Source organism: Methanoregula sp. (assembly GCF_049690535.1).
Lineage (GTDB): Archaea > Halobacteriota > Methanomicrobia > Methanomicrobiales > Methanospirillaceae > Methanoregula.
This window is the reverse complement of the sequence record NZ_JBAVMX010000063.1, coordinates 1-22,557: the sequence shown is the minus strand read 5'-3', so window position 1 is coordinate 22,557 and position 22,557 is coordinate 1. Positions and strand designations below refer to the sequence as shown.

Annotated in this window: 27 protein-coding genes and 1 tRNA gene; 15 read left to right on the top strand and 13 right to left on the bottom strand. The window is 51.1% G+C overall.

The genetic code is table 11. The features are described from left to right. Window positions 1-160 precede the first annotated feature (160 nt). Together WCE46_RS04785 and WCE46_RS04780 are read left to right on the top strand one after the other, a co-directional pair. Window positions 161-616 carry a hypothetical protein gene (locus WCE46_RS04785; RefSeq protein ID WP_424732558.1) on the top strand — a complete coding sequence of 152 codons (456 nt, stop codon included), beginning with the start codon at window positions 161-163 and terminating at the stop codon, window positions 614-616. A 3-nt stretch (window positions 617-619) separates the two neighbouring features. After that, window positions 620-1,111 (top strand): hypothetical protein, encoded by a 492-nt coding sequence (locus WCE46_RS04780; RefSeq protein WP_424732557.1) that lies wholly within the window; start codon window positions 620-622, stop codon window positions 1,109-1,111. Between the two features lie 158 nt (window positions 1,112-1,269). Here WCE46_RS04780 and WCE46_RS04775 read toward each other — a convergent pair whose 3' ends face one another. After that, on the bottom strand, window positions 1,270-2,250 hold the full coding sequence (locus WCE46_RS04775; RefSeq protein ID WP_424732556.1) for a transposase: 981 nt from the start codon (window positions 2,248-2,250) through the stop codon (window positions 1,270-1,272). 84 nt (window positions 2,251-2,334) lie between these two features. Between WCE46_RS04775 and WCE46_RS04770 the strand changes: the two genes are divergently transcribed. Beyond that, window positions 2,335-2,511 (top strand): DUF2080 family transposase-associated protein, encoded by a 177-nt coding sequence (locus WCE46_RS04770; protein WP_424732555.1) that lies wholly within the window; start codon window positions 2,335-2,337, stop codon window positions 2,509-2,511. Continuing rightward, window positions 2,454-2,606, top strand: coding sequence for a hypothetical protein (locus tag WCE46_RS04765; protein WP_424732571.1), 153 nt, complete (start codon window positions 2,454-2,456; stop codon window positions 2,604-2,606). The genes WCE46_RS04770 and WCE46_RS04765 overlap by 58 nt, the downstream gene beginning before the upstream one ends. Window positions 2,607-2,636: 30 nt before the next feature. On the opposite strand, the gene WCE46_RS04760 is transcribed toward WCE46_RS04765, so the two are convergent. Beyond that, window positions 2,637-3,332, bottom strand: a complete 696-nt coding sequence (locus tag WCE46_RS04760; protein ID WP_424732554.1) for a hypothetical protein — start codon at window positions 3,330-3,332, stop codon at window positions 2,637-2,639. Window positions 3,333-3,777: 445 nt separating this feature from the next. Between WCE46_RS04760 and WCE46_RS04755 the strand changes: the two genes are divergently transcribed. The 3 genes from WCE46_RS04755 (at window position 3,778) to WCE46_RS04745 (ending at window position 5,590) form a co-directional block, all read left to right on the top strand. Continuing rightward, the gene (locus tag WCE46_RS04755) at window positions 3,778-4,170 is read left to right on the top strand and encodes a hypothetical protein (protein WP_424732553.1); all 393 of its coding nucleotides are present in this window, start codon (window positions 3,778-3,780) and stop codon (window positions 4,168-4,170) included. A 258-nt stretch (window positions 4,171-4,428) separates the two neighbouring features. Continuing rightward, window positions 4,429-5,025, top strand: a complete 597-nt coding sequence (locus WCE46_RS04750; protein WP_424732552.1) for a PAS domain-containing protein — start codon at window positions 4,429-4,431, stop codon at window positions 5,023-5,025. 4 nt (window positions 5,026-5,029) lie between these two features. Then, entirely contained in the window at window positions 5,030-5,590 is a 561-nt protein-coding gene (locus WCE46_RS04745; RefSeq protein ID WP_424732551.1) for a DUF7504 family protein, read from the top strand. A 1-nt stretch (window position 5,591) separates the two neighbouring features. Here WCE46_RS04745 and WCE46_RS04740 read toward each other — a convergent pair whose 3' ends face one another. The 4 genes from WCE46_RS04740 to WCE46_RS04725 form a co-directional block, all read right to left on the bottom strand. Further along, window positions 5,592-6,515: a DNA polymerase subunit beta gene (locus WCE46_RS04740; protein ID WP_424732550.1), complete on the bottom strand. Its 924-nt coding sequence runs from the start codon at window positions 6,513-6,515 to the stop codon at window positions 5,592-5,594. A 14-nt stretch (window positions 6,516-6,529) separates the two neighbouring features. Further along, complete coding sequence (locus WCE46_RS04735) at window positions 6,530-7,105, bottom strand: L-threonylcarbamoyladenylate synthase (protein ID WP_424732549.1); 576 nt, start codon at window positions 7,103-7,105, stop codon at window positions 6,530-6,532. Then, on the bottom strand, window positions 7,105-7,782 hold the full coding sequence (locus WCE46_RS04730) for a DUF5612 domain-containing protein (RefSeq protein WP_424732548.1): 678 nt from the start codon (window positions 7,780-7,782) through the stop codon (window positions 7,105-7,107). Before WCE46_RS04730 ends, WCE46_RS04735 begins: the two co-directional genes overlap by 1 nt. A 9-nt stretch (window positions 7,783-7,791) precedes the next feature. Next, a tRNA-Gly gene (locus WCE46_RS04725) sits at window positions 7,792-7,862 on the bottom strand. Between the two features lie 199 nt (window positions 7,863-8,061). Here WCE46_RS04725 and WCE46_RS04720 point away from each other — a divergent pair. From WCE46_RS04720 to WCE46_RS04705, 4 genes are all read left to right on the top strand, one after another. Further along, window positions 8,062-8,973 (top strand): hypothetical protein, encoded by a 912-nt coding sequence (locus WCE46_RS04720; protein WP_424732547.1) that lies wholly within the window; start codon window positions 8,062-8,064, stop codon window positions 8,971-8,973. A gap of 893 nt (window positions 8,974-9,866) precedes the next feature. Then, window positions 9,867-10,655, top strand: coding sequence for an FHA domain-containing protein (locus tag WCE46_RS04715; RefSeq protein WP_424732546.1), 789 nt, complete (start codon window positions 9,867-9,869; stop codon window positions 10,653-10,655). Window positions 10,656-10,748: 93 nt separating this feature from the next. After that, entirely contained in the window at window positions 10,749-12,845 is a 2,097-nt protein-coding gene (locus tag WCE46_RS04710; RefSeq protein ID WP_424732545.1) for a protein kinase domain-containing protein, read from the top strand. Window positions 12,846-12,862: 17 nt separating this feature from the next. After that, complete coding sequence (locus WCE46_RS04705; RefSeq protein WP_424732544.1) at window positions 12,863-13,054, top strand: hypothetical protein; 192 nt, start codon at window positions 12,863-12,865, stop codon at window positions 13,052-13,054. Window positions 13,055-13,065: 11 nt separating this feature from the next. On the opposite strand, the gene WCE46_RS04700 is transcribed toward WCE46_RS04705, so the two are convergent. The 3 genes from WCE46_RS04700 to WCE46_RS04690 form a co-directional block, all read right to left on the bottom strand. Next, entirely contained in the window at window positions 13,066-14,253 is a 1,188-nt protein-coding gene (locus WCE46_RS04700) for a deoxyguanosinetriphosphate triphosphohydrolase family protein (protein ID WP_424732543.1), read from the bottom strand. Between the two features lie 193 nt (window positions 14,254-14,446). Next, window positions 14,447-14,908 carry a YbhB/YbcL family Raf kinase inhibitor-like protein gene (locus WCE46_RS04695; protein ID WP_424732542.1) on the bottom strand — a complete coding sequence of 154 codons (462 nt, stop codon included), beginning with the start codon at window positions 14,906-14,908 and terminating at the stop codon, window positions 14,447-14,449. A 60-nt stretch (window positions 14,909-14,968) separates the two neighbouring features. After that, window positions 14,969-15,157 (bottom strand): hypothetical protein, encoded by a 189-nt coding sequence (locus WCE46_RS04690; RefSeq protein ID WP_424732541.1) that lies wholly within the window; start codon window positions 15,155-15,157, stop codon window positions 14,969-14,971. Between the two features lie 74 nt (window positions 15,158-15,231). On the opposite strand from WCE46_RS04690, the gene WCE46_RS04685 reads away from it, so the two are divergent. The 3 genes from WCE46_RS04685 (at window position 15,232) to WCE46_RS04675 (ending at window position 17,057) form a co-directional block, all read left to right on the top strand. Next, entirely contained in the window at window positions 15,232-16,125 is an 894-nt protein-coding gene (locus tag WCE46_RS04685) for an Mrp/NBP35 family ATP-binding protein (protein ID WP_424732540.1), read from the top strand. Window positions 16,126-16,131: 6 nt separating this feature from the next. Further along, window positions 16,132-16,440, top strand: coding sequence for a hypothetical protein (locus WCE46_RS04680; RefSeq protein WP_424732539.1), 309 nt, complete (start codon window positions 16,132-16,134; stop codon window positions 16,438-16,440). A 161-nt stretch (window positions 16,441-16,601) separates the two neighbouring features. Continuing rightward, window positions 16,602-17,057 carry a hypothetical protein gene (locus WCE46_RS04675; protein WP_424732538.1) on the top strand — a complete coding sequence of 152 codons (456 nt, stop codon included), beginning with the start codon at window positions 16,602-16,604 and terminating at the stop codon, window positions 17,055-17,057. Window positions 17,058-17,195: 138 nt separating this feature from the next. Here the strand turns inward: WCE46_RS04675 and WCE46_RS04670 are convergent, their stop codons facing one another. From WCE46_RS04670 to WCE46_RS04655, 4 genes are all read right to left on the bottom strand, one after another. Continuing rightward, window positions 17,196-18,167, bottom strand: coding sequence for a hypothetical protein (locus tag WCE46_RS04670; RefSeq protein ID WP_424732537.1), 972 nt, complete (start codon window positions 18,165-18,167; stop codon window positions 17,196-17,198). 395 nt (window positions 18,168-18,562) lie between these two features. Next, a complete protein-coding gene (gene proS / locus WCE46_RS04665; protein WP_424732536.1) occupies window positions 18,563-19,999 on the bottom strand; it encodes a proline--tRNA ligase in 1,437 nt (478 codons plus the stop codon). 11 nt (window positions 20,000-20,010) lie between these two features. Further along, window positions 20,011-20,604 (bottom strand): stage II sporulation protein M, encoded by a 594-nt coding sequence (locus WCE46_RS04660; RefSeq protein ID WP_424732535.1) that lies wholly within the window; start codon window positions 20,602-20,604, stop codon window positions 20,011-20,013. Next, window positions 20,597-21,463, bottom strand: coding sequence for a DUF63 family protein (locus tag WCE46_RS04655; protein WP_424732534.1), 867 nt, complete (start codon window positions 21,461-21,463; stop codon window positions 20,597-20,599). Before WCE46_RS04655 ends, WCE46_RS04660 begins: the two co-directional genes overlap by 8 nt. Window positions 21,464-21,474: 11 nt before the next feature. On the opposite strand from WCE46_RS04655, the gene WCE46_RS04650 reads away from it, so the two are divergent. Continuing rightward, window positions 21,475-22,554, top strand: coding sequence for an NAD(P)-dependent glycerol-1-phosphate dehydrogenase (locus tag WCE46_RS04650; protein WP_424732533.1), 1,080 nt, complete (start codon window positions 21,475-21,477; stop codon window positions 22,552-22,554). Window positions 22,555-22,557 lie beyond the last annotated feature (3 nt).

Genomic DNA, 22,557 nt, shown 5'->3' with positions numbered 1-22,557 from the left:
CCCCCCACTTGGAAAAAATAAGAGGAGGGGGATAGGTGTGGTGTAAAATGACATCGTGTCCTTTTCATATTATTATAATGCTGCAAAATATTAAGTCAAAATGTTTATCTTCAGAGGGTTACAAAGTAACCATAAGTAACTTGAGGTATAGTGGTCATTCATGAAAACCTATGACGTGGCTTTTCAAGACAATTTAATTGAAATTGGAACATTCATAAGCGAGCAAAATTTTGAGTTGGCGTTTAAAACTGCTGGAACTCTCGTTCACCTTTGTAATCTTCTGGAAGATCAAGATGGTGTTTTTATAACGGAAATGTTGGAGGGCGCATTTAATCAAGTAGGGCCCGTTGTAGAGAATACCCAAATTCCAGATATTGAAATTAAAACTGTTGTTGAAAAACTCTCACAGGATTACTCTGATTTTCTTGCAGCATATAATGCGAAAAATCGTATGGATATTTTTGATGCCCTCTCCAAACTAAGATTTACTGCCACCCAATTTCAACTAAAATGGACGAAAATTGGGAAACCGAAACCAACAAAAAAAATCCAGCAACTACCACCAATGCCCCCTCAGATTGAAGCAATGATGAAAAACATGCTCGCAACAAGATAAAACATGGCAACGACTGTTCCATTAAGCGGATTTGCAGATATTGTACTATCAGATGAACAAGATCCTACCTATTTTGGGACGGAATTTGACAGTGGATCATCATACTGTGTTCGTCCCTCTTACAAAAAAGAGAGCGATCTAGAAAAAGATCTAATGATATTTGGGGAACGCATCAAGTTTATCATAGATTGTTATCAAATAATTTATAGCAAAATGGATGTAATTGAAACAAGATTGGATCAAATAGAGCATCAAAATAAAGAAATACTTTCGTTGTTAACTGCACCGAGCGTAGCAGGATCTGTGCATCTCCTTTCAAATTCTTTAGTAGAGATGAGCACCGAAAAAATGAGAACCCTAATACTCGAATATTATACAAATCATAAGGTGGTTTACCCCTCGGATATTGCATCTGAGATGAATCTTGACTTAGAAAAAGTAGTAGAGATAATTAATAATCTAATAAGTGAAGGGAAGGTAGTTGAGACATCGTGACGATTTTGCGTGATGTCCACGATGGTTTAAAAGCTGATAGAGTGGCATGTCAAGCAGCCAAAATCGTCGAAAAACCACTTGCACATATTGGTGGGCACAGGATACAGAAAGTAATCTGCCACGAAAAAGTATATTGTGTAATTGAAAAACCCACCACATTAAAAGATTGATTTTTCCCTCATAATTTGCATCGGCGTCTTGTATCCAAGTTTCTGGATCTCCCTCTCGTTGTTGAACCACTGCCGGAACTCCTCAAGGCTTTCCTTCAGGGACTTTGAAGTATTGTACCGGCGGTAGTTGATCCACTCTTCAAACAGCGTCTTGAATAACCTCTCGATCTTGCCGTTCTGCCACGGGCAACCGGGATCTACCCTGTGATGGAAGATGAGCTGAGCCTTTAAGCAGTCCTCAAAGATCTTTGCAACAAACTGCCCGCCGTTGTCTGTATAAAGGATGCGCGGTTTCTTCCCGCCGTTGTTGATGATCGCACAGTATAAGCAGTCGATTACCTCGGCGGCGGTGCATCCATCATAGTTCTTGACTGCCAGAACCCTGCGGGTTGCGGCGTCAATTACACCGAAGATGTACTGTTGTTTGCCGCCGGCGATCCTCTTGGGGGTCATATCCATATGCCAGATTGCGTCCGGCTCAGCGATCTCAATTTTCTCAGCAACGACCGGCTCTTTCTTCGGTGTAATGTCCTTCATTATCTGTGCGACAGTCGCATGAGAAACAGTAACGCCGATCTCCTTCTCAATCGTGTGAGCAATCCGGCGGGAGCCGTAGAACGGGAACTTTTCCAGGATCTCCGCTACCATGTGCTGATTGAACTGCGTGTTCTTGACGGTGCGGTGGAATGGTGCGCGGGACTTGTCGGCTATGACCTCGCCCTCGCGGTTCCGGCGGAGCCATTTTTTAACGACAGAGACGGAGCAGTTCAACCGCTCGGCTATCTCATTTAACTTTAAACCCTGATCGCGGAGTTCGATCATCTGCCTGCGGAATTCAACAGCAAAGCCGTTGTTGGTGTTGTGGTAAATTGCGTTGTAGCTGAAGAGGTGATCGATTGGGTTCTGCAGGGTAATAAATCCTGCCGCCGGGGTGGGGCAGATATGGGGGTATTCTGTTGTTGTAACCATGTATGTACATTGTTCTAACAAGTATTTATTTGTTATTGTTTTGTTATAACAAAGCACTAACAATGTTACGCAGTTTTAAATACAATGTTGAACAAAGAATCTTTTATGACCGGACAAATGGAAGTTCATACATCGGCCTATCAGGTACTGGATAAAACTGTGAAATCTATCGGGAACTCTGGGGGGGTTCTCGTACCGAAAAAATGGGTTGGAAAGAAAGTGAAGATCCTGTTATTGGAAGAGGTTGCGGAAGAAGAATAATTTTGATCAATCTACCAAGCGATTTTGCTAGGGATAGCGCATTCCCGTTTAAGCCGGGAGAGGAATTGATCGCAAGAATAGAGGGGAAAAAGTAATTATCAAAAAAATAGACTGATTAAAATCGGTTAATGATGGGTTGCTTCCGTAATCCATTCATTGTAAAGGGTAACATTGTTTGATTCGTCTTGTGAGAAATTTACAGGAGTGTTTGATTGCGGGAAATCATTTAGAAAATCCGTTATGTTGTCTGACGCACCTTTTCCTTCGAGATATTGAGTCTGATCATATGATTTGGAATCAGCAGTATACCTTTCATGAACATAAGTTACACGCTCCAAATCCGAATTATACCCATAGTTATTAGCCGATTTTGACAGGTTTTGCCGAATAGCCCCATATTCGGTTTCAACTCCTCCATTTGATATCAGCGTTGCAATGACACCTTCTGACGGTTTATACACATAAACGGATGCGGAGGGGTAATAATTTTCAATGGGTATTATAAGAAAATGATATTTGTTTGTTAATTTGTTGCTTAACGTCAGAAGGAAGTACTGTTGTATATCACCTTGATAACTTTGAAGTTCCTGACCCCGTTCCTTATACGTAATCTTACACTCGTCTACATAAGCGCCGATTGTATCATTGTACACTACGGGGGGGTAATCAAACGAGATATCCGGAGTACTCTGCTCTGTTTGAGTATTGGTAGCCTGCCATGTAAAATAAATTGCAATTCCACTTAAGATAAGTGCACCTATGGCAGCCCCGGCAATTATCAAATCGGTTTTACTCGGCTTATCAGGTTTAAAATCACACATGCATCTCTTCCGTATCAAATATCCCAAACAACATAATGGGGTTATAATGAGTGATAGAAATAATATTTCCATCATATAAAAATCCCTCGAAAAATCCCGCCACTTATCGCGCTCTTGATTTTTTTGTAAAAGTCTAGTAATGTATCAAACCTAAAAGGACACGATGTCATTTTACACCACAGATAGGGGGGACCCCCCTCCCCCTTGTGCCGGGACCTCTCTTTTCCTGCATAGCTCACACCAGCATTTCGTGTGGAGCCATGAGCGTGAGGAGCGGCTTCCGGTGATTTCCTGGAATTGTGATGAGGGATATAGCTGGCAGGATCGGCTGCTGCTGTATGTTTGCTCTTGTACGATGATGTATCACTTTCACCCTGCACGAACCCGACCCTTTTAAGGAAGTTCCCGTAAACGGTATAGATCCCTAAAAAATGAAGTGAAACGTATGAACATGCACCGTATCGAATCTGGTACATCTGATGGCGATGCACTGGGATTTGTCGAATCCCTCTTCTCCGGCTGGCTGGAAATCAGGGAGAACCATCGGCTCTACCTCCATTTCATCATATCCCGGAACAAAAACAAGGGTAATACCCAGGCACTGCTCCGGCAATGGGTCGCACAGGGATACGATGTAAGGGTGGTGATGCCCCGGCCCATCATGCAGCACCTCCTCAAAAAATTACAGTTCGTCCCGTCCATGGAGTCCCTCCCGGAATGGTATGAAGGGATCGTTGAATGCTGGCGCAGGCCAAAAGCATGGCTGCAATCCGGATCTTCAGGCAATTATCAGGATACCGGAAGCGGGGAAACGATCGTAGACCCGCCCTTCCCTTGAGCAAGGTGGCATGGATGCACACTAGTTCCCCATGAACGCCGGAAATTTTGATCTTTTTTTGGATCATCTCCTCCCCCGGGAAGATCAGTACCCCAAGCCGGGTTCACGATCCCGCCGTCACCTATGACATGGAAATAACAAGATGACATAAGCCGGAAATATATACCCGTCAACATCAAGATGTATTTTGGGATTACTGACATGGTTAAAAAAAATGCCGGTACGGCACAGCAAACCGCAGGTGACGATGTCTTCAAAATGGTTTTTGACCGGATCCAGACCGGCATTTTGATCATCGAACCAGAGACCCACACGATCATCGACGCCAATGACCATGCCGAGTCGCTGACTGGAGTAACAAAAGACAAATTAACTGGGAAGGTCTGCCATGATTTTGTCTGCCCGGCGCACTGCGGCGAATGCCCGATAACCGATTTGCACAAAACCTTTCATAATACCGAACGTGTCCTCATTTCTGCCAGCGGTGAGAGGATTCCCATCTTAAAGACCGTTGCATCTGCGACCGTGGGGGGAAAAATGTACCTGATCGAGAGTTTTGTAGATATCCGGGACCGGAAAAAAGCAGAGGCGCGCAAAATAGCGTTACTCGCGTACCTGAACGAATCTCTTCTCCGGATCAAAAAACCTCTCGAACTGACCGAACAGAACCTGAACCAAATTGAACAGCAGGTCGAATCAGGCGAATATAACGCGGAAGAGATCCGGATGCAGATCCGGATACAGTCCAAAAATATCGAGACTATGGTTGCAACCCTCCAGGAACTTGCAAAAAAAGCAGTAGAAGACCACAACGATATACCTGAGAATTTTCGGGAATTTATCATCAGGAAGTGAGGATGTGGCGGACAATCTGGATCTGGATCTCACGAAAGACACTCAGCTGTATCTCCTGATGTCTGCCCCGGAGGATACGAACGCCATGAATACAAGGGTTATCAAAAAAATTCTGGCTGACAAGTGCACTCCCCTTGTTATATCGTTAAACCAGCCCTGTCAGGTACTGGTCAAATCCTACGCAAAGGAAGGAATAACCCCGGATCAGTATTATATCATCGATGCGGTCACGCATTACGCCGGGGGTACCATGCATCCGGACTCACATACCCGGTATATCAACCACCCTGCGGATCTGACCGGCCTTGGGATTGCCATTACGGAGTTGCTCAAGCAAATCCCTTCCCCGTGTAAATGTATTCTCTTTGATTCGGTCAGCATGCTCATGATCCATATCCCCACAGCCACCGCATCAAGGTTTCTCCAGTTCGTGGTCAACAAACTGAAGATCTCGGAGGTATCGGGGATATTTTTATGCGTTGAAAAAGGTCTGGATCCCGTGATCCTCTCCCAGATGACGGCATTTGTGGACAAAATTGTGGATTTTGATGATATGCAAAAATAAGTTACTCACGAAGCAGGGTCTTTGACAGGATATATTCTCCTTTTGCCTCGCGGGTCGTCCCGACAATGAGCCAGCGTTCCGCACCGTGCTGTTCAAGGACCCCGCAGGCCTCGATCGTCTCTCCTGTGAGCGCCTGGCCACTGTATGTATGGGTAAACGAGAGCACTTTTGTTACCGATTCATGTGCGATCTCGTAGACCGCCGGGTTGTCAAACGCGAGCGAGGCATCGGTCACTGTTGCCACGATCGTCTGTTTCCCGAGGACTTCTCCTTTCCCGGCAGGAGCACCCGCGAGCTTATCGTAGGATCGTGTATAGAGGATGTCAAAATAGGTGCCCTCAATCTGCCCCCGGTTCCACTTCCGCTGCTCATGGAGTACAAAGACTTCGTAGGGGATCTCAGGCTTGCGCTTCTCGTACACCTTGCGCCACATCTCCGGGGACATGCCCTCGATCCTGCCATCGGCAATACCCTGTTTGACAAGTGCCTGTGCGGTAAACCAGTGCTCCCCGTACACGACCATATCAATATCCGAACTCCCGTTTTCAAGCCCGCACAGGAGCGACCCGGTACAGCCGACTGCACCCGGCGGCAGCCGGAACAGGTCGAGCAGTTTTTTTACCCTCGGGTGCGATGCGGCAATAAGGGGAATCTCCAGATCCGGTTTTAGCACCCGGTGCAGATCGGTTCTGGGGATACGCTGGATAAGCCCTGCATATGCCGGTTTTTCCCGTGCAATCCGTGCATAGGCATCCTCAAAATCGTATTTACGGTACCGCTGGCCCGAGGGACCGACCCTCTCACCCTCATTGTCCGGGACATAGCGGAGCACGCACCCGACGTTTATTTCGTTGTCGTAGGCAGAGACCGCATAGAGCCAGCCGTCGAGATCTTCCACAAAATCACGAAGACGGATCGGCAGCATACAAAACCGCCTCGTTATTGACAGGAGACCAGGAACGCTTCGATCGTCTCTGCGTTCGCACCACGGCGGACGATCGTTTTTGTCGTAAGATCGACAACCGTGCTTGGCGTTCCGGGCAGTCTCCCCCCATCAAGAAGGAGATCGTGGGGGACCGTGCATTCGTCCGGGGTCTGCGGGTCTTTCCCACCAGACAGGTTCGCGCTTGTTGCAGTTATGGGCGAATCGAACCGTTCGATAACCTGCCAGGCAATGTCATGTGCCGGGATCCGGATGCCGATAAGTCCCGTGCCCCCGGTCAGGATGCCGGGAATCGTCCTGCGTGCCGGTACCACCACGGTCACCGGCCCTGGCAGGAATTTCCTGATAAACTCCTCCATGGGGCTGTCGATGCGGGAGACGGCGGCAAGCATCTCGAAGTCAGAGACCGCAATCGATATTGGTTTTGCGAGATCCCGTTTCTTTGCCTCGTAGACCTTCTCTATGGCTTCCTCTGAAAAGGCATCGGCGCCGAGGCCATAGAGAGTATCGGTCGGGTACACGATGAGGCCGTCATGCATCAGCACCGACACGGCCCGTTCGATCAGGTCCATTAAAATTCCCTGCCGCGGACCCGGTTGATATCAAATACTGCCTTGCTGCTTACGTGCATGACGGCAAAAACGCCTGCTTGGATCGGATCGGTCACGACCAGATCGGCATGCTGGGGCACGGTTCCCGCCATCTTGAGGGCAATGACCGGGATACCGGCCTCACGCACACGGTCGACCGCCTTTGAGATGTCCCCGCCCATGATTGACCCGGCGAGCACGAGGATCGAGGCCCGGGGCAGTCGTGAGACGGCATCAACAGCGAGCGCGAGCGTCCGTTCGCCGACAAGGGGGATGGTATCCACCGATATCCGCTCGCCCCGGATATTATGCCGGTCTGCCTCGTTTACCGCACCGAGAGCCACCTGTGCGACCTGAGCACCACCGCCGATGATGATCACCCGTGAACCGAAGATATCGCCAAATGGCTGGAAGTTTTTTACGTCCCTGACCGATTGTATTGCCTCAAGATCGCGCACCAGCTGTTCGCGATCGGGACCTGACTCGTATTCCAGATAGAGTTCTCCCATTCCGGCATGGGGGCCGGAATCAAAGATCTCCTGGTTTATCATGAGGATGTTGGCCCCATGTTCGGCAATTACCGTCGCGATATCCCGCAGCACGCCCCGGGTATTTTCGGCAATGATCCGCATCGCACAACGTTCAGGTTCCGTGTCCATAACAACTGATGCGACAGCCGGGGATCGAACCCGGGTTAGAAGCTTGGGAAGCTCCTGTCCTACCGCTAGACTACTATCGCATTTTACTACTGCTCTATGATATTGCCTTATTTCGAAGATAAATATAGTGCCTGTTCCGGGGCGGGTCGATATTTTTAAAAACGGCGGTGCAGCATAATATCAATACACTATGTGTTTGTGATCATATGCCCGCAAGGATATTCCGGTACGCCCGGGCGTATGTTCATAATCGTCATCTGATAATGGGGAGTTATTTCTATGAAACATCCACAGATCTTCTTTATCCTGATACTGGCCGCGGCACTCACCTTCCTGGTAGTTCCGATTTATGCTGATACGGGGGTCCTCTACCAGACTGCCTTTTCCACGGACCCGCAATGGACAACGAACAACCCGTCCACGGATTACTGGGACCAGGCACAGGGAGTATACCATTTTGGTATTTCACCAAGTACCCAGAATTCTGCGTATTCGCCTGCGATTGATTATACCGGCGGATCGTTTACCCTTGAATACGATGTCACGCTCCAGCAGGTTGATCAGGGTGCAACGTTCCGGCTGGGGTTCTCCGGGACCGATATGGACTTCAATAAGGGGCCGAATGTCGTTACGGAATTTCCCAATGCGAAATTCGGCCAGATCATGGTGCTTCACGTCGTCTCCCAGAGTGCAAAAATGGAAGAGGTGAGCAGTGATACCACCTCCTATGGCGGTCCGACTGTCACGTATGCTCTCAACACCACCTACCATGTTGAGGTGGATTACAATGATGACACGGATGTTGTAACCGAAATCGTCACCAACAAGGCAAGTGGTGAGCAGGTCTGGAGTTATTATGTCGCCACTCAGGAATCTCTCAAGGGCATGAACCGGATTTATATTGGTTCTGTCGGTGATTATGGCACGATGGGCCAATATGCTACCGGCTGGATAGATAACGTGGAGCTCACAACCCCGGTCCCGGTTACTCCCACAACTCCGACCACACAGCCCACAACTCCCCTGCCTACGTACACTCTGCACCCAACTACGAAGACCCCCACGCTCGCTCCATTGACGCCGATCCCGACTACGACAAAGAAATCGCCCTCTTCGGGATGGGTTGCCCTTGCCGCACTGGGAATTGCCGGGACCTGTGCCGTTGCGAGGACGATGAACAAGAAGAGATAAACATACCCCCTTACAGGGTTACAACTTTTTTTATCCAGTGCAGGTATCTTGTGGTTTCATACCCCGGCTGCTGATTTTGGAGCATGATTGTAATTTGAGGTATGGTCTCTTTCCTGAAAACACCTGATTTATGGTGGATCCCGGGAATATTCCGGTATTCGTTTTCTGCTCTGGAAACAGGAATATGCCAGTGGGATATCAGGTTTTTATCGAATCATCTTACGGGGAAGTTGGGAAGAAAAATAAGAGTATGGGGTGGCTTTTCCTGTAAAGCCTGGAGGATGTGTATCAGGATTATTCCCTGCCGGATCCCGTCGCTTCTGCAGAACCGGCCGGAGTAGTTGTTTACATATCTGTTAAGTCCCTCTGACAGCCCGTCCATCATGGTCCCGTTTGTGCAAAAACGAGAGTCTATGGAATCGATGAGGGTGACATGGTCAATCGTTCGTACAGGTGCGTGGCGGAGCCGGAAGATCCGGTCCCGGTTATGCAGGATTGGTCACTGCATACCGGTACGGATCCTGTTTCCCAGGTAACATATCCCTGCCCAACCGTGGGAATGTTTCCTGGTTCTGCAGCACCCACAGGATGTACCAGCAGACCGACCATGATCAGGAGCAGTGCCGTTCCCATCATGATCTTGCCGGTATCCATGTAAGTGCCTCCGTTTGTTTTTCTCATGGGTCGGCAATACACTGGAATGATTCCCGGGTATCACCTGATCACATTGTTACCTGCAACGCCAGATATATTGCCCCCATGATACGGGTTAGACCATTGAACCCGCTGGTTACATGGTGCTCACGGGAAGTATAACTGAAAATGACATAGCCAATCCTTTGTACGTGCATAGGGTTATAGGACGGCAAAGCGACGTACCACTCAGGAAGAATATGGACCCGGAAGACAAGTCTCCCACGATTGTTGTTGAGGATACTACTGAATCGCTTGACGAGCTTTCGGAATATCTGGATGTGCTCTCCAGCAGCGCCCGTCTTAAAATTCTAAAATTCCTCGAAAAAAAACCCCGCGACGCTCGGTCGATCTCCCATGAGATCGAGACCAGCTACGAAAACACCAAAAAACACCTTGACAAACTCATGAGCATCGGGGTGATAAAAAAGGGAGCAGGACTTGGTGCCCCCACTTCAAAAGGCATTCACCCGGTCTGGCAGTATTCGATTGTGCCTGGTGGCCTGGAATCCATTATCCGGAACCTCGGGCTGTTCTCCAACACGCGTGTCCAGATTATCGGGGGAGAGATCTCGAAAAGACTGGAATCCGTTAAAAGTACGCTCTCACAGGAAGTGCTGGGAAATGTGCCTGCCGCAATTGTACTGGGCGGCCCGGAGGATGGCAGGATCTTCCTTTTGAGAAATGACACGGTCCGTGTCGGGAGGATCGACCCGGAACGTCCTGCAGATGCAACCGGCGATGCAGATGTCGAGCTTTCCGGTGTCTATACAGCGGTGACCCGGATATCAAAACCCCACGGGAAATTTCTCTTAAAAAAGAATGCCTGGTACTTTGAAGACTGCGGAAGTACCGGTGGATCCGTACTGAATAATGCGCGGCTGGAACCCCATGTCCCCACACTGGTCAACGATGGCGACCTCCTGGAATTTGCCAAAGGAGCCGGCGGGGCAAAGCTGCTCTTAATCATCCCCAAAATTCATAAATAAATGTACAAATCTTGCACACGTATACTGGTGCAGTCACCTGTCCCTGTCACAAGACCGCTGAAGAACAATGATCCTTAACCCCGGTACTCCCACATGATGCGTCATCCCCATCTTTTCCTGCTCTGCTGTGCAGTGGCGCTGCTTATGACTGCGGCATATGTCCCTCCGGCAGCGGGGGCACAGTATATTGTTGCACCCTCGGGGGGGGGATTTACCAGCATCCAGGATGCAGTCACCTGGGCATCGCCCCTTGATACTATAATCGTCAGGAGCGGGACGTACCCTGAAACGGTCAAAATTGACAAGAAGATCACGCTTGTCGGGGTCGACACCGGAGGGGGAGCCCCGGTTATTGATCCGGGAAAACGGGGCGCTGCCCTTGTAATTGGCGCGGATGGATGTACCGTCGGGGGCTTTACCCTCCAGAACAGCGCGACAGCGAGTGGCATCCGCATTAATTCAAACGGGAACACGATCGAGAATAACACTCTTTCGGGTAACGTGGAGGGCATTGTTTTTGTCTCGGCAAGTGATAATACGGTCACCGGTAACACCATAACGGACAGCTCCCGTGCAGGGGTCGTCCTCCAGAATTCAGACAACAACCTGATTGAGGGAAACCGGATCCTCAAAAACACACTTGGAATATCGCTTGATGAAAAATCCACGGCCAATACAATTACCTTAAACACGTTCTCCAATACTGAGAACGTCCTGTCACGAAGTACCGGATCGCAGTGGGCATCGTCATCGGTGATGTCCTACGTGTACCTGGGAAAAACTCTGACCGCGAGGATGGGGAACTACTGGAGCGATTACCGGGGAACCGACCAGAACTCAGACGGCATAGGTGATACCCCGTATGTTGTGAGCCCCCTAACAAATCGCAACACGCTCTCTGGGGCAAACCAGAATGAAGTTGATCCGGCCCCACTCATGGATCCTATTGAGTATTATTCTCAGGTCCAGCCTGCCGCCTCCGGGGCTCTTGTCCAGACAACGACTTCGGTGAGCCCCCTGAACACTGCACCACCCGGGCAGGGTGCATCTGCAACTGACAACAGACCTGCACCAGGCAGTGACAACAACGGCAGATCGGGTGTCGGGCTTGTTGTACTGGTGCTCTTGGTGTGTATCGCGGGAGCCGGGGGCCTGCTCTACATCAGATCTCGTAAAAAGCATACGGAGCGCTACCCGGAAAATCGTATTCCTTCAGAAGAGACGCATCCCCGCCCAGTTCTTGACCTGAAGGGCAATGAAGAAGATCTTCATGCGAATATTCCCCTGCATCCAGACGCATCATCGGAAGTGACGGTGCCGGTAGCCGAAACTGAGGTCGTACCAACTCCCGGGGAAACACCACCGGTATCCGGTCCGAAATTCTATTTCCCACCGGAACTTGAGAGCCGGTATATGGATATCAGGCATATCGGGCGGGGGGGAGTTGCCCATGTCTTTGCCGCACACCGTAAATCTGACAACCGGCTGGTTGCGGTCAAGATCCCTATCAGTTTTGACGAAGTGACCGGCAAGTGTTTCTTGAACGAGATCGCTGCATGGCAGACGCTCCGGCATAAAAATATCGTCGAAGTACTGGAGGTTAACATACTGCCGGTCCCGTATGTCGAGATGGAGTATGTGCCCGGATCGCTTGAGGTGGTGAAAAAACCCCTGCCGGTCTGGAAGGCCGTGCATCTCGTCCACGGGATTACGGACGGACTCGCGTACGCTCATGCCCATGGGATCATCCACCGTGACATCAAGCCGCATAATATTCTGGTGACCGGCGAATTTGTCCCGAAAATTACGGACTGGGGCATGAGCAAGGTTATTGCGACAACGATGGAAAAGTCAAGTGTTGCCGGGTTCTCGCTCTCGTACGCAGCACCTGAACAGGTCTCTCCTGCGGAATTTGGCAGGACTGATGTCCGCACGGATATCTACCAGCTGGGTGCACTCTTCTACGAACTGGTCACCGGGTCGATACCGTTTGGCGGGGAGAGTATCGTTGAGGTGGGAAACGCGATCGTCCGGGAAGATCCGACACCACCGACAGAATATAATCCTGAAGCCGAGGCTGTAGAGAAGATTATCTTGAAATGCTTGGCAAAAAATCCTGCAGACCGGTACCAGTCTGCAGACGAATTGCTGGATGCCCTCTCCCGCTATCTTGATGAGGATGATGCGTAAGCCGGAGAGGTGACCATATGGCGGACGTTCTGAAAAACTACGAGCCGGCGATTTGCGGGCACTGCGATGGGATCGGGTGCACATACTGCAACAAAACGGGAACTGTCCTTGTCCTTGCGCCAAAAAAAATCTGCCTCGAGTGTGAGGGTGTCGGGTGCATATACTGCGGGTTCACCGGCTGGGCGCACCCGAAGGGCAAGTACGACTGACCAGCGCCCGGTTACCGGAATTTACCCTCGACCCGGCGCGGAAGTACGCATTCCTCAAAACGTTTCAGGAAATACCGGTCGGTCATACCGGCGATAAAATCACGGACGAGCCCGGCAGGGGATATTGAGCGCAGGTAATCCTGGCTGACCCATGGCGAACCGGCAAATTCCGTAAAAATTTTTGAATCACGACGCTCCGCATCAGCATCCTCAAGATACTTCAAAAACAGGATGCGGTACATGGTTTTGATCTTCTCCCTCTCTGCGGTCAGGTTCGGGTTGTTGTAAATCCGTTCCCGTGAAAAGGCACGGAGAGTTACCAGTGCGTGTTCCACCTCCGGGCTGTAAGAGATAAAGCCCTCACGGTCAGCGTCACTGTGATCGAGCAGATCGTGGATCAGGGTATCGATGATGGCACGGTTATCGGATCCCAGAACCTCTTTGCACTCCGCGGGGATGTCATTTGTTGTGTTTATGAGACCGACCTCCTGCGCATCCTGGAGATCGCGCCCGATATAGGCGATCGTATCGGCAAATTTCACGACACAGCCTTCCAGTGTCATCGGTGCCCCGGATCTGATCCCGTCTGCATTGGCCTTGACTTTACTATCGAAGGCATCCCAGTCCGGGCATGGTTCGGGGGAGATCTGGACGTCATCGGTCTCCCCGTTATGGCAGAGGATTCCGTCCAGTACCTGCATGGTCAGGTCCTGATCCTCAATACGGTCAAGAAACCTGACACTCTGCACATTGTGGAAAAATTTCCCGATCCCGTGTTTTTCGCAGAGATCCGAGAGGCATGACTCGCCGAAATGCCCGTACGGGATGTGACCGATGTCATGCCCGAGTGCGATTGCCTCGATGAGATCCTCGTTGAGGCGCAGGCATCGCCCGATAGTACGGGCAATCTTCGAGACGAGCTGGACATGGATCACTCGGTGGGTGATATGATCGTTCTCGACCAGATAAAAGACCTGAGTCTTGTCGATATACCGTGAATATGCCCGGGTGTGGATGATCCGATCGGCATCCCTCGAATAAGGGGTACGGATATCTTCCGGCTTCCGGTTCTTCCGCCGCACTGCCCGATCACTCCATGCAGCGTGGGACGAGAGCAGGGCTTCGCGTTGTTGCGTATACCGGTAAATCCGCGAATCACTTTTGTGGTCCAGGCTGCCTTGTTCCCGATCCTCTGACATGCTTAACGTCACTATACGCAGGCAGGGATTTTTAAGGTTGACACCCTTTGAAGCGCCAGTCCCGATTCATGGCACCAAGGAAAAAAGGGGGGAATCTATCCCGACGCAGTCCGGGGAAATGCACCGGCAGAGTGAAGCTGTCCGTTGTTGACCTTTGAGTGTATTGATCCACTTCACGGGTATGCCTAACAGGTTATCTCCCGTAGGTCACGTAGGTCTCGCCGTACTGGACGACATGTCCGCCAATGGCTCGCAAAAACTCTTCTTTTGCTGCACCGGGTGCAAGATCAAGTTCGGCATCCAGACCGTAAACTTTGAAGAAATACCGGTGCGTCTGGCCGTGGGGGGGGCAGGGGCCAGAATACCCGATCTTCCCAAAACTGTTTGTTCCCTGTACGGCCTTTACCGGGAAGGTAATTACGGGATCTTGTGGGATCTTTTCCGGAATAAGTTTTACCAGTTCTATATTCCATGCCAGCCAGTGGATAAAACCGCCGCCACCGGGTGCATCGGGATCATTACAGATGATAGCAAGACATTTTGAATGCTCGACATTCACACCGCCGACATCGATCTCCGGTGATTTATCTTCCCCGTCGCAGGTGTACGCACTGGGGAGGTTTCTGACTGAAATTCGTATGTTTAAGGGTTCCATATGGTCTTCACATCCTGTACTTCCATCATAAACTGCAGGCCTCATAAACATACTCTTTATTCACCGTTCTGTGGCACAGCCGATAGAGAGGGGAATGCCATGCTTGTCCGGAGGGATAATAACCGGCTTGTCGTGCATTGGCCGGATGCACGGGATAAGATACCGGTGGTGAATATGACCTGTTACTCCCAAGGGATTGGCTGCATACCGGAATAACGCCTCCTCATTCTCTGCCGGGGCTGTCATCATCTCCACATCTTTATTGTCTAAAAAAGAGAACGATAGTGGATAGAAGTACCGTATGGTACTCCAGAGGCAACCCCATGGCAAAGAAACCTGCCGGTACCATACCGGAAAAACCCACGAAAGATTCCTGCTCCCACGAATGCTCCAGCTGCGCGACTGCCGGAAACTGCTCGGATGCAAAACCCGGACTTCCTCCCAAGGCAGACATTGACGTGAAACACGTTATCCTTGTACTCTCGGGGAAAGGCGGTGTAGGAAAATCGACCGTATCCGTGAACCTTGCATATGCACTCTCCAGCCACGGCTATCATGTCGGTCTTCTGGATCTTGATATGCACGGCCCCAACATCCCAAAGATGCTCGGGATCGAGGATCACAAGCTTTCGACACTTGGGAACCGGATCGAACCGGTCCATGTCACCGGGTCGCTCTCAGTCATATCGATGGCATTCCTGCTGCCGGACAAGAGCACGCCGATCATCTGGCGTGGGCCTATGAAGATGGCGGCAATCAACCAGTTCCTTACAGAAGTCAACTGGGGATCTCTCGACTACCTTGTCGTGGATCTTCCCCCGGGGACCGGTGACGAGGCCCTTACCATTGCCCAGCTCGCGCCTAACGTGCGCGGTGCAGTGATCGTGACAACACCCCAAGATGTCGCGACGCTTGATTCCAAAAAAGCAATAAAATTCGTGGAAAAACTCGGCCTGCCAGTCCTTGGTGTTATCGAGAACATGAGCGGGATGCTTTGCCCCCACTGCGGCAAGGAGATCGATCTCTTCGGGAAAGGAGGGGGCAAAAAGATCGCAGAAGAGTTCTCTGTTCCGTTCCTTGGCGCGATCCCGATCGATATTGATATGCGCAAAGCCGGGGACGAGGGGCGGCCGTTTATTATCCGGCGCGGTGACAGTGCAACATGGGCGAGCGTGGACAAGATCATGGAAGCGCTCATAAAAGTCGTTGAGGGATAAACCAGCATGGACTACCAGCGGATACTGTCCGGAAAATCAGCTCCCCTCCCCATTTATGAGCCGGTTATCGCATGCCTGGAAAACCCGCAAGCGTTTCCCGATCTTCTCGAACCGGTTTACCGTGAAGCCATGAAACTTGATGATGAGACGCTCGACCGGTTCCGTTTTGCGCTCCTGCGTCTCCAGCTCTATGCTGATATCCACCGGAACGAGGATTTGGAGAAGGCGATGCACATCCGCTACGTTTCGCAGGTGCTGGAAAAGGTCATCTTCGGCACCCTGGTAATGGAACCCCCGGAGCCGGAAGCCTCCTGATCACATGGTTGTACCAAAAAGATATTATCGGGGTGAATGTGCAAGGATGATACCTATAAGTGCCCCCCCGGCACATGCATGATCTGAAAAGTAAACAGACAAAAAGGATGATTTTTATTTCTCACATCCTTCCTATGAGATACCCCTGAACGGAGATAACAATGACATCACGCATGCATGCCCCTCACACGACCTGTCCTGGTTGCCAGGAAGAGGTTTTTCTTGATGAACTCGTGGGCGGCAAATGCCCTCTGTGCGGCTGTTCACTGGAGGACTTCGACGAGTCAATTAGTGAGTATGACGGGATCCTGGATCGATCCGACCTTTCCTGGCTGATCTTCAATTATTTTGTTTTCAAAAAGTTCGTCGATCTTGGGGTTCCACCTTCGCAGATCATGGAGTTTGTCTCAAATTACGAGCAAAATGCAGACAAACCCCCGGAAGAGTGGACAAAAACGGAGTTCTCTCTTGAACTCCCCATGGGGGTTCTTGATCGGCTCCGGCCCAAACGATGTGCGAAGTGCAATAGGCTCTTTGTGCGGAGAGGTCGAAAACGGATTACCGGGGATATGCGCCACACCTCGGTCCGCATCCAGTACGTGTGTGACCAGTGTTAATGTACTCCCAATTTTTTTAACTGAATTTTCTTGATGGATTACCCCTTCATCGGGCTCTTTTTGTTCTGTTACATCACCTCGATGAATTCAGGTTTGTGTATACGGAATAATCGCCTTGGTGTCCTCACGCCCTGGGTCTTACTTCCGCAAGGATACCAGCATGATAATCCCGATGATCACCAGAGCGGCAAAACTGATGAGAATGGGCAGGAAGACACTATAGAGGGTCTCACCAACCGGCAGCTCCGGCGGTTGCAGGGGTGATGAAGGTGTATCTGCCATACGATATTGGAGAACCGTGAGCTGGGCGGATGCCTCACCCGATGTGGTGAATTTGTTTTCGCTGATAGTCACATTATACGAGCCGGCCGGCAGGCCGGGTTCGTCGAGCGAATAGGTCCACTGGTTTGTATTGGTGCCACTCTCCACCGGAATTTTACTTGACGTGATCAGCTCGTTGGAACTTGTATTTCTGATCTCTACCAGGAGCAGGTTCTCCGGACCTATATTTGTTGTACCCGTGATCAGGAGCGCTTCACCGGTGGTCTGGTCAGGCAGCTTACCGGGACCGCTTTCACCGACCCGGTTGAATCGTATGTACGGATCGTCAACGTAAAAATAATACGGGGTGAAGATATCGTCAACGTCCGGACGTGCCGATACATTGAGGATGGTAGAAGCGACCTGACTGATATCCGCCGGGAACGATGTTTTTTGCCCGATATTAGTGATGACTTTTCCCCGATCGGCAATACGTATGCCATCGCTCCAGACCAGCGGGGCAATCTCGATACTTTTATCGGCCCCGGGATCCTGGATTAAAAACGCATATTCCCCGCTAGAGAACAGGGTGGACTCCTGGGGTTTTATAAGAAAGGTGAAATTTCCTTTTTTATCCGTGGTTGCCGTTTTAGTATCAAAGTAATTTCTCCCGACAATCCAGAGAATCATTGAACCATTCTGTGCGCCGGTGCCTGCAAACATAACCGTATCTGCCCGTGCAATGGTCTGGGGGCCGCTGGTTAGTACGGTGAGCGCGGCGGATGCCGGCAGACTTAAAGATACTACCATCAGTGCCAGCATGATTACGGTCGCGCTCAACGATTTCATGTACACCCTCTTGTATAGTTTCCGGGTTGTGCCACCGGGCACGCGATTGTTTGTGTAAATAGGGGGCGGTATTCTCTCATAACCTTAACGCACGGAAGTCTCTTTTCCCTGTATGAGTGTCCCCGTATTTAACATCAGCAATAAACCCCCTGATACCTGAATGCGGTGTTGGGGTAAAGGAATTTTTCCGGGTAATCATTGGTGTTATGGCCCCGGACTACTCCCACCATCCCCCTCAACAGGTATTCATCGTGGTCAGAACGTGTATCCTGCAGATGCCTTTTCCTGATAAATCCGGGTTTCCCTGTGCCCGTGTGGGACGCTTGCGCTACATCTCCTGAATAAAGAAAAAAATACTTATTGTGATGAACGACGCTATTAAAAATTCCGGAAATTCAGTATGTCCGTCCGACAAGAGTGGCTTTGCCCGGCTTTTTGCAGATGATACAGGGGCCGTCAGTGGCCTCGACATATTCGGACCGGACATCTGTCCCGAGCAGGCTTGAGTTCGCCTTCTCTTCAATGGCATCCCCGCATCCCCGCTCACGGCACCAGTGGACGACTGCAACTTTTCCCTCATTGAGGGCTGAATTCAAGGCATCCATCGAATCAACCGTGCAGAGATGTGATTTCGTGTGCTCCTCGGCTTTTGCCCGGATTTCTTCTGTTATCTCTCCGAGTACCCGGTTGACATCATCAGCTGCCGTTGCAAGCGAAATGGTGGTTTTATCACCACCCCGTTTTACTGCCATCGCTTTACCGGCATCGAGATCCCTTGGCCCGAGTTCGAGCCTGAGCGGGACGCCCCGGAGTTCCCACCAGTAATATTTTGCTCCCGGCCGCATGTCGCGGGTATCTAGGTTCACCCGAAACCCGGCCGCTTCAAGATCGTTTTTGAGTTTTTCCGCAGCGGCCATCACATCATCGTGCCGTTTACCGATCGTGATCGGCACGATTACTGCCTGGAGTGTTGCGACTGCCGGGGGGAGGATCAGGCCCTTGTCATCGCCGTGCATGGAGATCAGTGCCGCAATACAGCGTTCCGAGATCCCGTAGCAGGTCTGGTATGCACACTTTTGCTCCCCATTTTTGTCCTCGTACTGGATGGAGAATGTTTTCGAGAAATGATCGCCGAGATGGTGGACGGTGCCGATCTGGAGGGTTTTGCCGTTTGGCATGATCGTGTCGACAGCGATCGTATAATCGGCGCCGGGGAACTTGTCCCAGTCCGGGCGTTTCGAGATAATGATCGGGATGCAGAGACTCTGGTAAAACTCGCGGGAGAGTGCTATTTCGGACTCCACCTGCTCCTCCGCCTCGTCCCATGTTGCATGAACCGTGTGCGATTCCATGAACGACGTGATCTCGCGGGCCCGGATCATCGGGCGGGTCTGCTTGGTCTCGTACCGGAACGTGTTTACTACCTGGTAGATCTTGATCGGGAGATCTGCATGGGAACGCACCCAGAGGGCAAACATCGGGTAGATCGCCGTCTCGCTTGTCGGGCGGAGCGCCAGTTTCACATCAAGCGGGGTTGTACCGCCGTGCGTCACCCAGTAGACCTCGTTCTCGAAGCCCTTGATGTGCTCTGCCTCTTTCATGAACTCCTGCTCAGGGATGAGCAGGGGAAAGAGCGTCTCCTTGTGATCCCGGTCAAGCAGTTCGTGCAGGCGCTGGTACACAAATTTGCGGATTGCAAATCCGTACGGGAACCATACGTAGAGCCCTTTTACGGGATAGCGGACGTCCATGATCTCAGCACGCCACAGAAGTTCGTTATACCATTCGGAAAAATCCACCTTTTTTGGCAGGGCGCCCGCATCTTCGTCCATAAAAAGACCTCTTAAGCTACCAATTGTATGACTGCCGGCGTAATAAAAGCCTCGACTACTGCCGCCACTGCGATAAGAGGCAGCACGTACAGGAGAAAGAGCCGGGCCAGCCGTCCTGCATCGGCAGCTGTATCGGCAGCCCCGTACCATTCGGCGATAAGTGACTGAGCCATACAAAACCCGAGCGCCCCGGCTATGATGAATGCGGGGATCTCGAAGATCCCATGGGGAAGCAGGGCAGCGGCAATAAATATCGCCGAATGGCCGTGGCTGATTATCTCGGTGACTGCGCCGATCACAATTCCGTTCAGGCTCATAATAAAGAGTGTGATGAGACCGAACGATGCCCCTCCCAAAAAGAGCAGGATACAGGCTTCGAGATTGTTCGCAAAGAGCTTGGCGCACGTATCGACAGGGTCGCTGATGGTGATCTGGCCGGCGACCTCTTTCTGGAAGATCTTGATCAGGTCGTCACCGATTGAGGGGTTGTGCACGGTTCCGATCCATCCCACAACCATTGCAACAAGAAAAAGAAGAACCGTAATGATAATGGCATTCCCGAGCGGGGAATGCCCCGGGGTATACGGTATACCGGTATCAGACATAGAGTACCATCCGGATCATGTCGCGGACACCCGGGGCGAGGCCGACTACAATCATCGCTAAAAGCACGAGATGCCAGAAGGTCGGATTTGCCTCCTTGCGATAGAGCTGCATGATGTAGATAGCCGGGAAGAGGACGACCAGTTTGAGCGGATACATGATAAAAGCGGTACCGGTCATCTCAATGAGGTTTGACCCGACCACGTGCTGCTCAATATAGTGTACTGCCGGGTGGAAGGTAAGCCCGTAACTGGTGGCACTGGCATCCAGCATCTGCCCGAAAATGAGGACAAGGAAAAGCGGGTCGCTGACATACTCCCACTTGAGGATATATCGCATGCAGGCCCAGACCAGCACCGTTGATGTGATCGCCATGAGCGGGATTACCGAGAGGATGAAAAGATCGACATGGCCGTGGACCATGCCCCAGGAAAGAAGAATAAGTGAGATGACAAAGACCGCGATGCAGCCGATAAACGCATAAAATGTCAGGAAATTTTTGATCAGGCCGTTTTTCTTAAGTACGCCTCCCAGAAAGATCATCCCGAGCACAAAGAAGAACAGCACAAAATAGATCGGGGGGGTAACGATCAGGTACTGCCAGTCTCCCGTGACCATGCCGGCATCCTGGATCACCCGGAGCACGCCGCCGAGCACCACGTACGGAATCGTTGCCAGGATGAACCCGGAATCCAGTTTTATGCCGTGCTCTGAAAGCCAGGTCGAATTCGAGAACCAGCGGTACAACAAATACACGCCGATAATTAGGATAATTGCGTAGGTGAGCGTCTCGACAATATTATACGGCTCGCCGTACTTGACAGGATCGATGTAGTATTTGTATATGAAATCACTAATCATTCATAATCCGGATGAGCTCAGATACTATAAAAGTACTTAAAGAGAAGGTCTTTGACAAGTCCAAATGGATGCAGTTACCCCGTGATGTGGTGATCGGTCACGATGTCCTCAACCAGATCACCCCGGTCTGTGAAGACCTAAAACTGGGCAGATCCTGTCTCCTGATCTCAGGCAAAAGTACCATGGAACGGGCGGGACGGACCGTTCAGGATCTGCTCTCCAGTACCGGCACGGTAAAAGTCTTCATTGCTGAAGAGATCAACCCGAAGATCATCAGGCAAGCCGAGAGCGTTGCCGATGGAGTTGACTTTGTGGTCGGGGTCGGGGGGGGCAGGGTGATTGATACAGCAAAGATCGTGTCGTACAACATCGACCGGCAGTTTGTCTCTGTCCCGACCGCGGCATCCCATGACGGGATCGCATCCGCCCGGGCTTCGGTTCCCACCGGTGACGGCAATGTCTCTCTTGATGCGCATCCCCCTATCGCCATTATCGCGGATACCGGTATTATTGCGTCTGCCCCGCACCGGCTTCTCGCGGCCGGCTGTGCGGATGTAATCTCCAATTATACAGCGATCCTTGACTGGGAGCTGGCCCACCGGATCAAGGGTGAGCCGATGAGCGAGTACGCGATTGCCCTTTCAAAGATGACCGCGGAGATCCTTGTCAAAAATGCAGATCTCATCAAGCCTCACCAGGAACAGTCTGCGTGGTTCGTTACGAAAGCACTTGTGTCGAGCGGGGTCGCGATGAGTATTGCGGGATCGTCCCGGCCGGCAAGCGGCGGGGAACACAAGTTCTCCCATGCCCTTGACAGGCTTGCCCCGGGAAAGGCGCTGCATGGGGAGAGTTGCGGGATTGGTACGATTATCTCAATGTACCTGCACGGTGGCGACTGGCGGGGGATCCGGCAGTCTCTCAAGACAATCGGCGCCCCGACAACACCGGCGGATCTTGGAATCAGTGATGATGTCGCAGTCGAGGCGCTCCTGATGGCAAAGACTATCCGCCCGGAACGCTTTACAATCTTTGATATGGGTATCACCAGGGAATCAGCGGAGAAACTCGTGCAGATGCTCTATTCAGAATAATCC

What these genes read in the sequence shown, in the direction of transcription:
- WCE46_RS04785 (WP_424732558.1), top strand. Translation starts at nt 161, where the DNA reads ATGAAAACCTATGACGTGGCTTTTCAAGACAATTTAATTGAAATTGGA.
- WCE46_RS04780 (WP_424732557.1), top strand. Translation starts at nt 620, where the DNA reads ATGGCAACGACTGTTCCATTAAGCGGATTTGCAGATATTGTACTATCA.
- WCE46_RS04775 (WP_424732556.1), bottom strand. Translation starts at nt 2,250, where the DNA reads ATGGTTACAACAACAGAATACCCCCATATCTGCCCCACCCCGGCGGCA.
- WCE46_RS04770 (WP_424732555.1), top strand. Translation starts at nt 2,335, where the DNA reads ATGTTGAACAAAGAATCTTTTATGACCGGACAAATGGAAGTTCATACA.
- WCE46_RS04765 (WP_424732571.1), top strand. Translation starts at nt 2,454, where the DNA reads ATGGGTTGGAAAGAAAGTGAAGATCCTGTTATTGGAAGAGGTTGCGGA.
- WCE46_RS04760 (WP_424732554.1), bottom strand. Translation starts at nt 3,332, where the DNA reads ATGTGTGATTTTAAACCTGATAAGCCGAGTAAAACCGATTTGATAATT.
- WCE46_RS04755 (WP_424732553.1), top strand. Translation starts at nt 3,778, where the DNA reads ATGAACATGCACCGTATCGAATCTGGTACATCTGATGGCGATGCACTG.
- WCE46_RS04750 (WP_424732552.1), top strand. Translation starts at nt 4,429, where the DNA reads ATGGTTTTTGACCGGATCCAGACCGGCATTTTGATCATCGAACCAGAG.
- WCE46_RS04740 (WP_424732550.1), bottom strand. Translation starts at nt 6,515, where the DNA reads ATGCTGCCGATCCGTCTTCGTGATTTTGTGGAAGATCTCGACGGCTGG.
- WCE46_RS04735 (WP_424732549.1), bottom strand. Translation starts at nt 7,105, where the DNA reads ATGGACCTGATCGAACGGGCCGTGTCGGTGCTGATGCATGACGGCCTC.
- WCE46_RS04730 (WP_424732548.1), bottom strand. Translation starts at nt 7,782, where the DNA reads ATGGACACGGAACCTGAACGTTGTGCGATGCGGATCATTGCCGAAAAT.
- WCE46_RS04720 (WP_424732547.1), top strand. Translation starts at nt 8,062, where the DNA reads ATGAAACATCCACAGATCTTCTTTATCCTGATACTGGCCGCGGCACTC.
- WCE46_RS04715 (WP_424732546.1), top strand. Translation starts at nt 9,867, where the DNA reads ATGGACCCGGAAGACAAGTCTCCCACGATTGTTGTTGAGGATACTACT.
- WCE46_RS04710 (WP_424732545.1), top strand. Translation starts at nt 10,749, where the DNA reads ATGATGCGTCATCCCCATCTTTTCCTGCTCTGCTGTGCAGTGGCGCTG.
- WCE46_RS04705 (WP_424732544.1), top strand. Translation starts at nt 12,863, where the DNA reads ATGGCGGACGTTCTGAAAAACTACGAGCCGGCGATTTGCGGGCACTGC.
- WCE46_RS04700 (WP_424732543.1), bottom strand. Translation starts at nt 14,253, where the DNA reads ATGTCAGAGGATCGGGAACAAGGCAGCCTGGACCACAAAAGTGATTCG.
- WCE46_RS04695 (WP_424732542.1), bottom strand. Translation starts at nt 14,908, where the DNA reads ATGGAACCCTTAAACATACGAATTTCAGTCAGAAACCTCCCCAGTGCG.
- WCE46_RS04690 (WP_424732541.1), bottom strand. Translation starts at nt 15,157, where the DNA reads ATGATGACAGCCCCGGCAGAGAATGAGGAGGCGTTATTCCGGTATGCA.
- WCE46_RS04685 (WP_424732540.1), top strand. Translation starts at nt 15,232, where the DNA reads ATGGCAAAGAAACCTGCCGGTACCATACCGGAAAAACCCACGAAAGAT.
- WCE46_RS04680 (WP_424732539.1), top strand. Translation starts at nt 16,132, where the DNA reads ATGGACTACCAGCGGATACTGTCCGGAAAATCAGCTCCCCTCCCCATT.
- WCE46_RS04675 (WP_424732538.1), top strand. Translation starts at nt 16,602, where the DNA reads ATGACATCACGCATGCATGCCCCTCACACGACCTGTCCTGGTTGCCAG.
- WCE46_RS04670 (WP_424732537.1), bottom strand. Translation starts at nt 18,167, where the DNA reads ATGAAATCGTTGAGCGCGACCGTAATCATGCTGGCACTGATGGTAGTA.
- proS (WP_424732536.1), bottom strand. Translation starts at nt 19,999, where the DNA reads ATGGACGAAGATGCGGGCGCCCTGCCAAAAAAGGTGGATTTTTCCGAA.
- WCE46_RS04660 (WP_424732535.1), bottom strand. Translation starts at nt 20,604, where the DNA reads ATGTCTGATACCGGTATACCGTATACCCCGGGGCATTCCCCGCTCGGG.
- WCE46_RS04655 (WP_424732534.1), bottom strand. Translation starts at nt 21,463, where the DNA reads ATGATTAGTGATTTCATATACAAATACTACATCGATCCTGTCAAGTAC.
- WCE46_RS04650 (WP_424732533.1), top strand. Translation starts at nt 21,475, where the DNA reads ATGAGCTCAGATACTATAAAAGTACTTAAAGAGAAGGTCTTTGACAAG.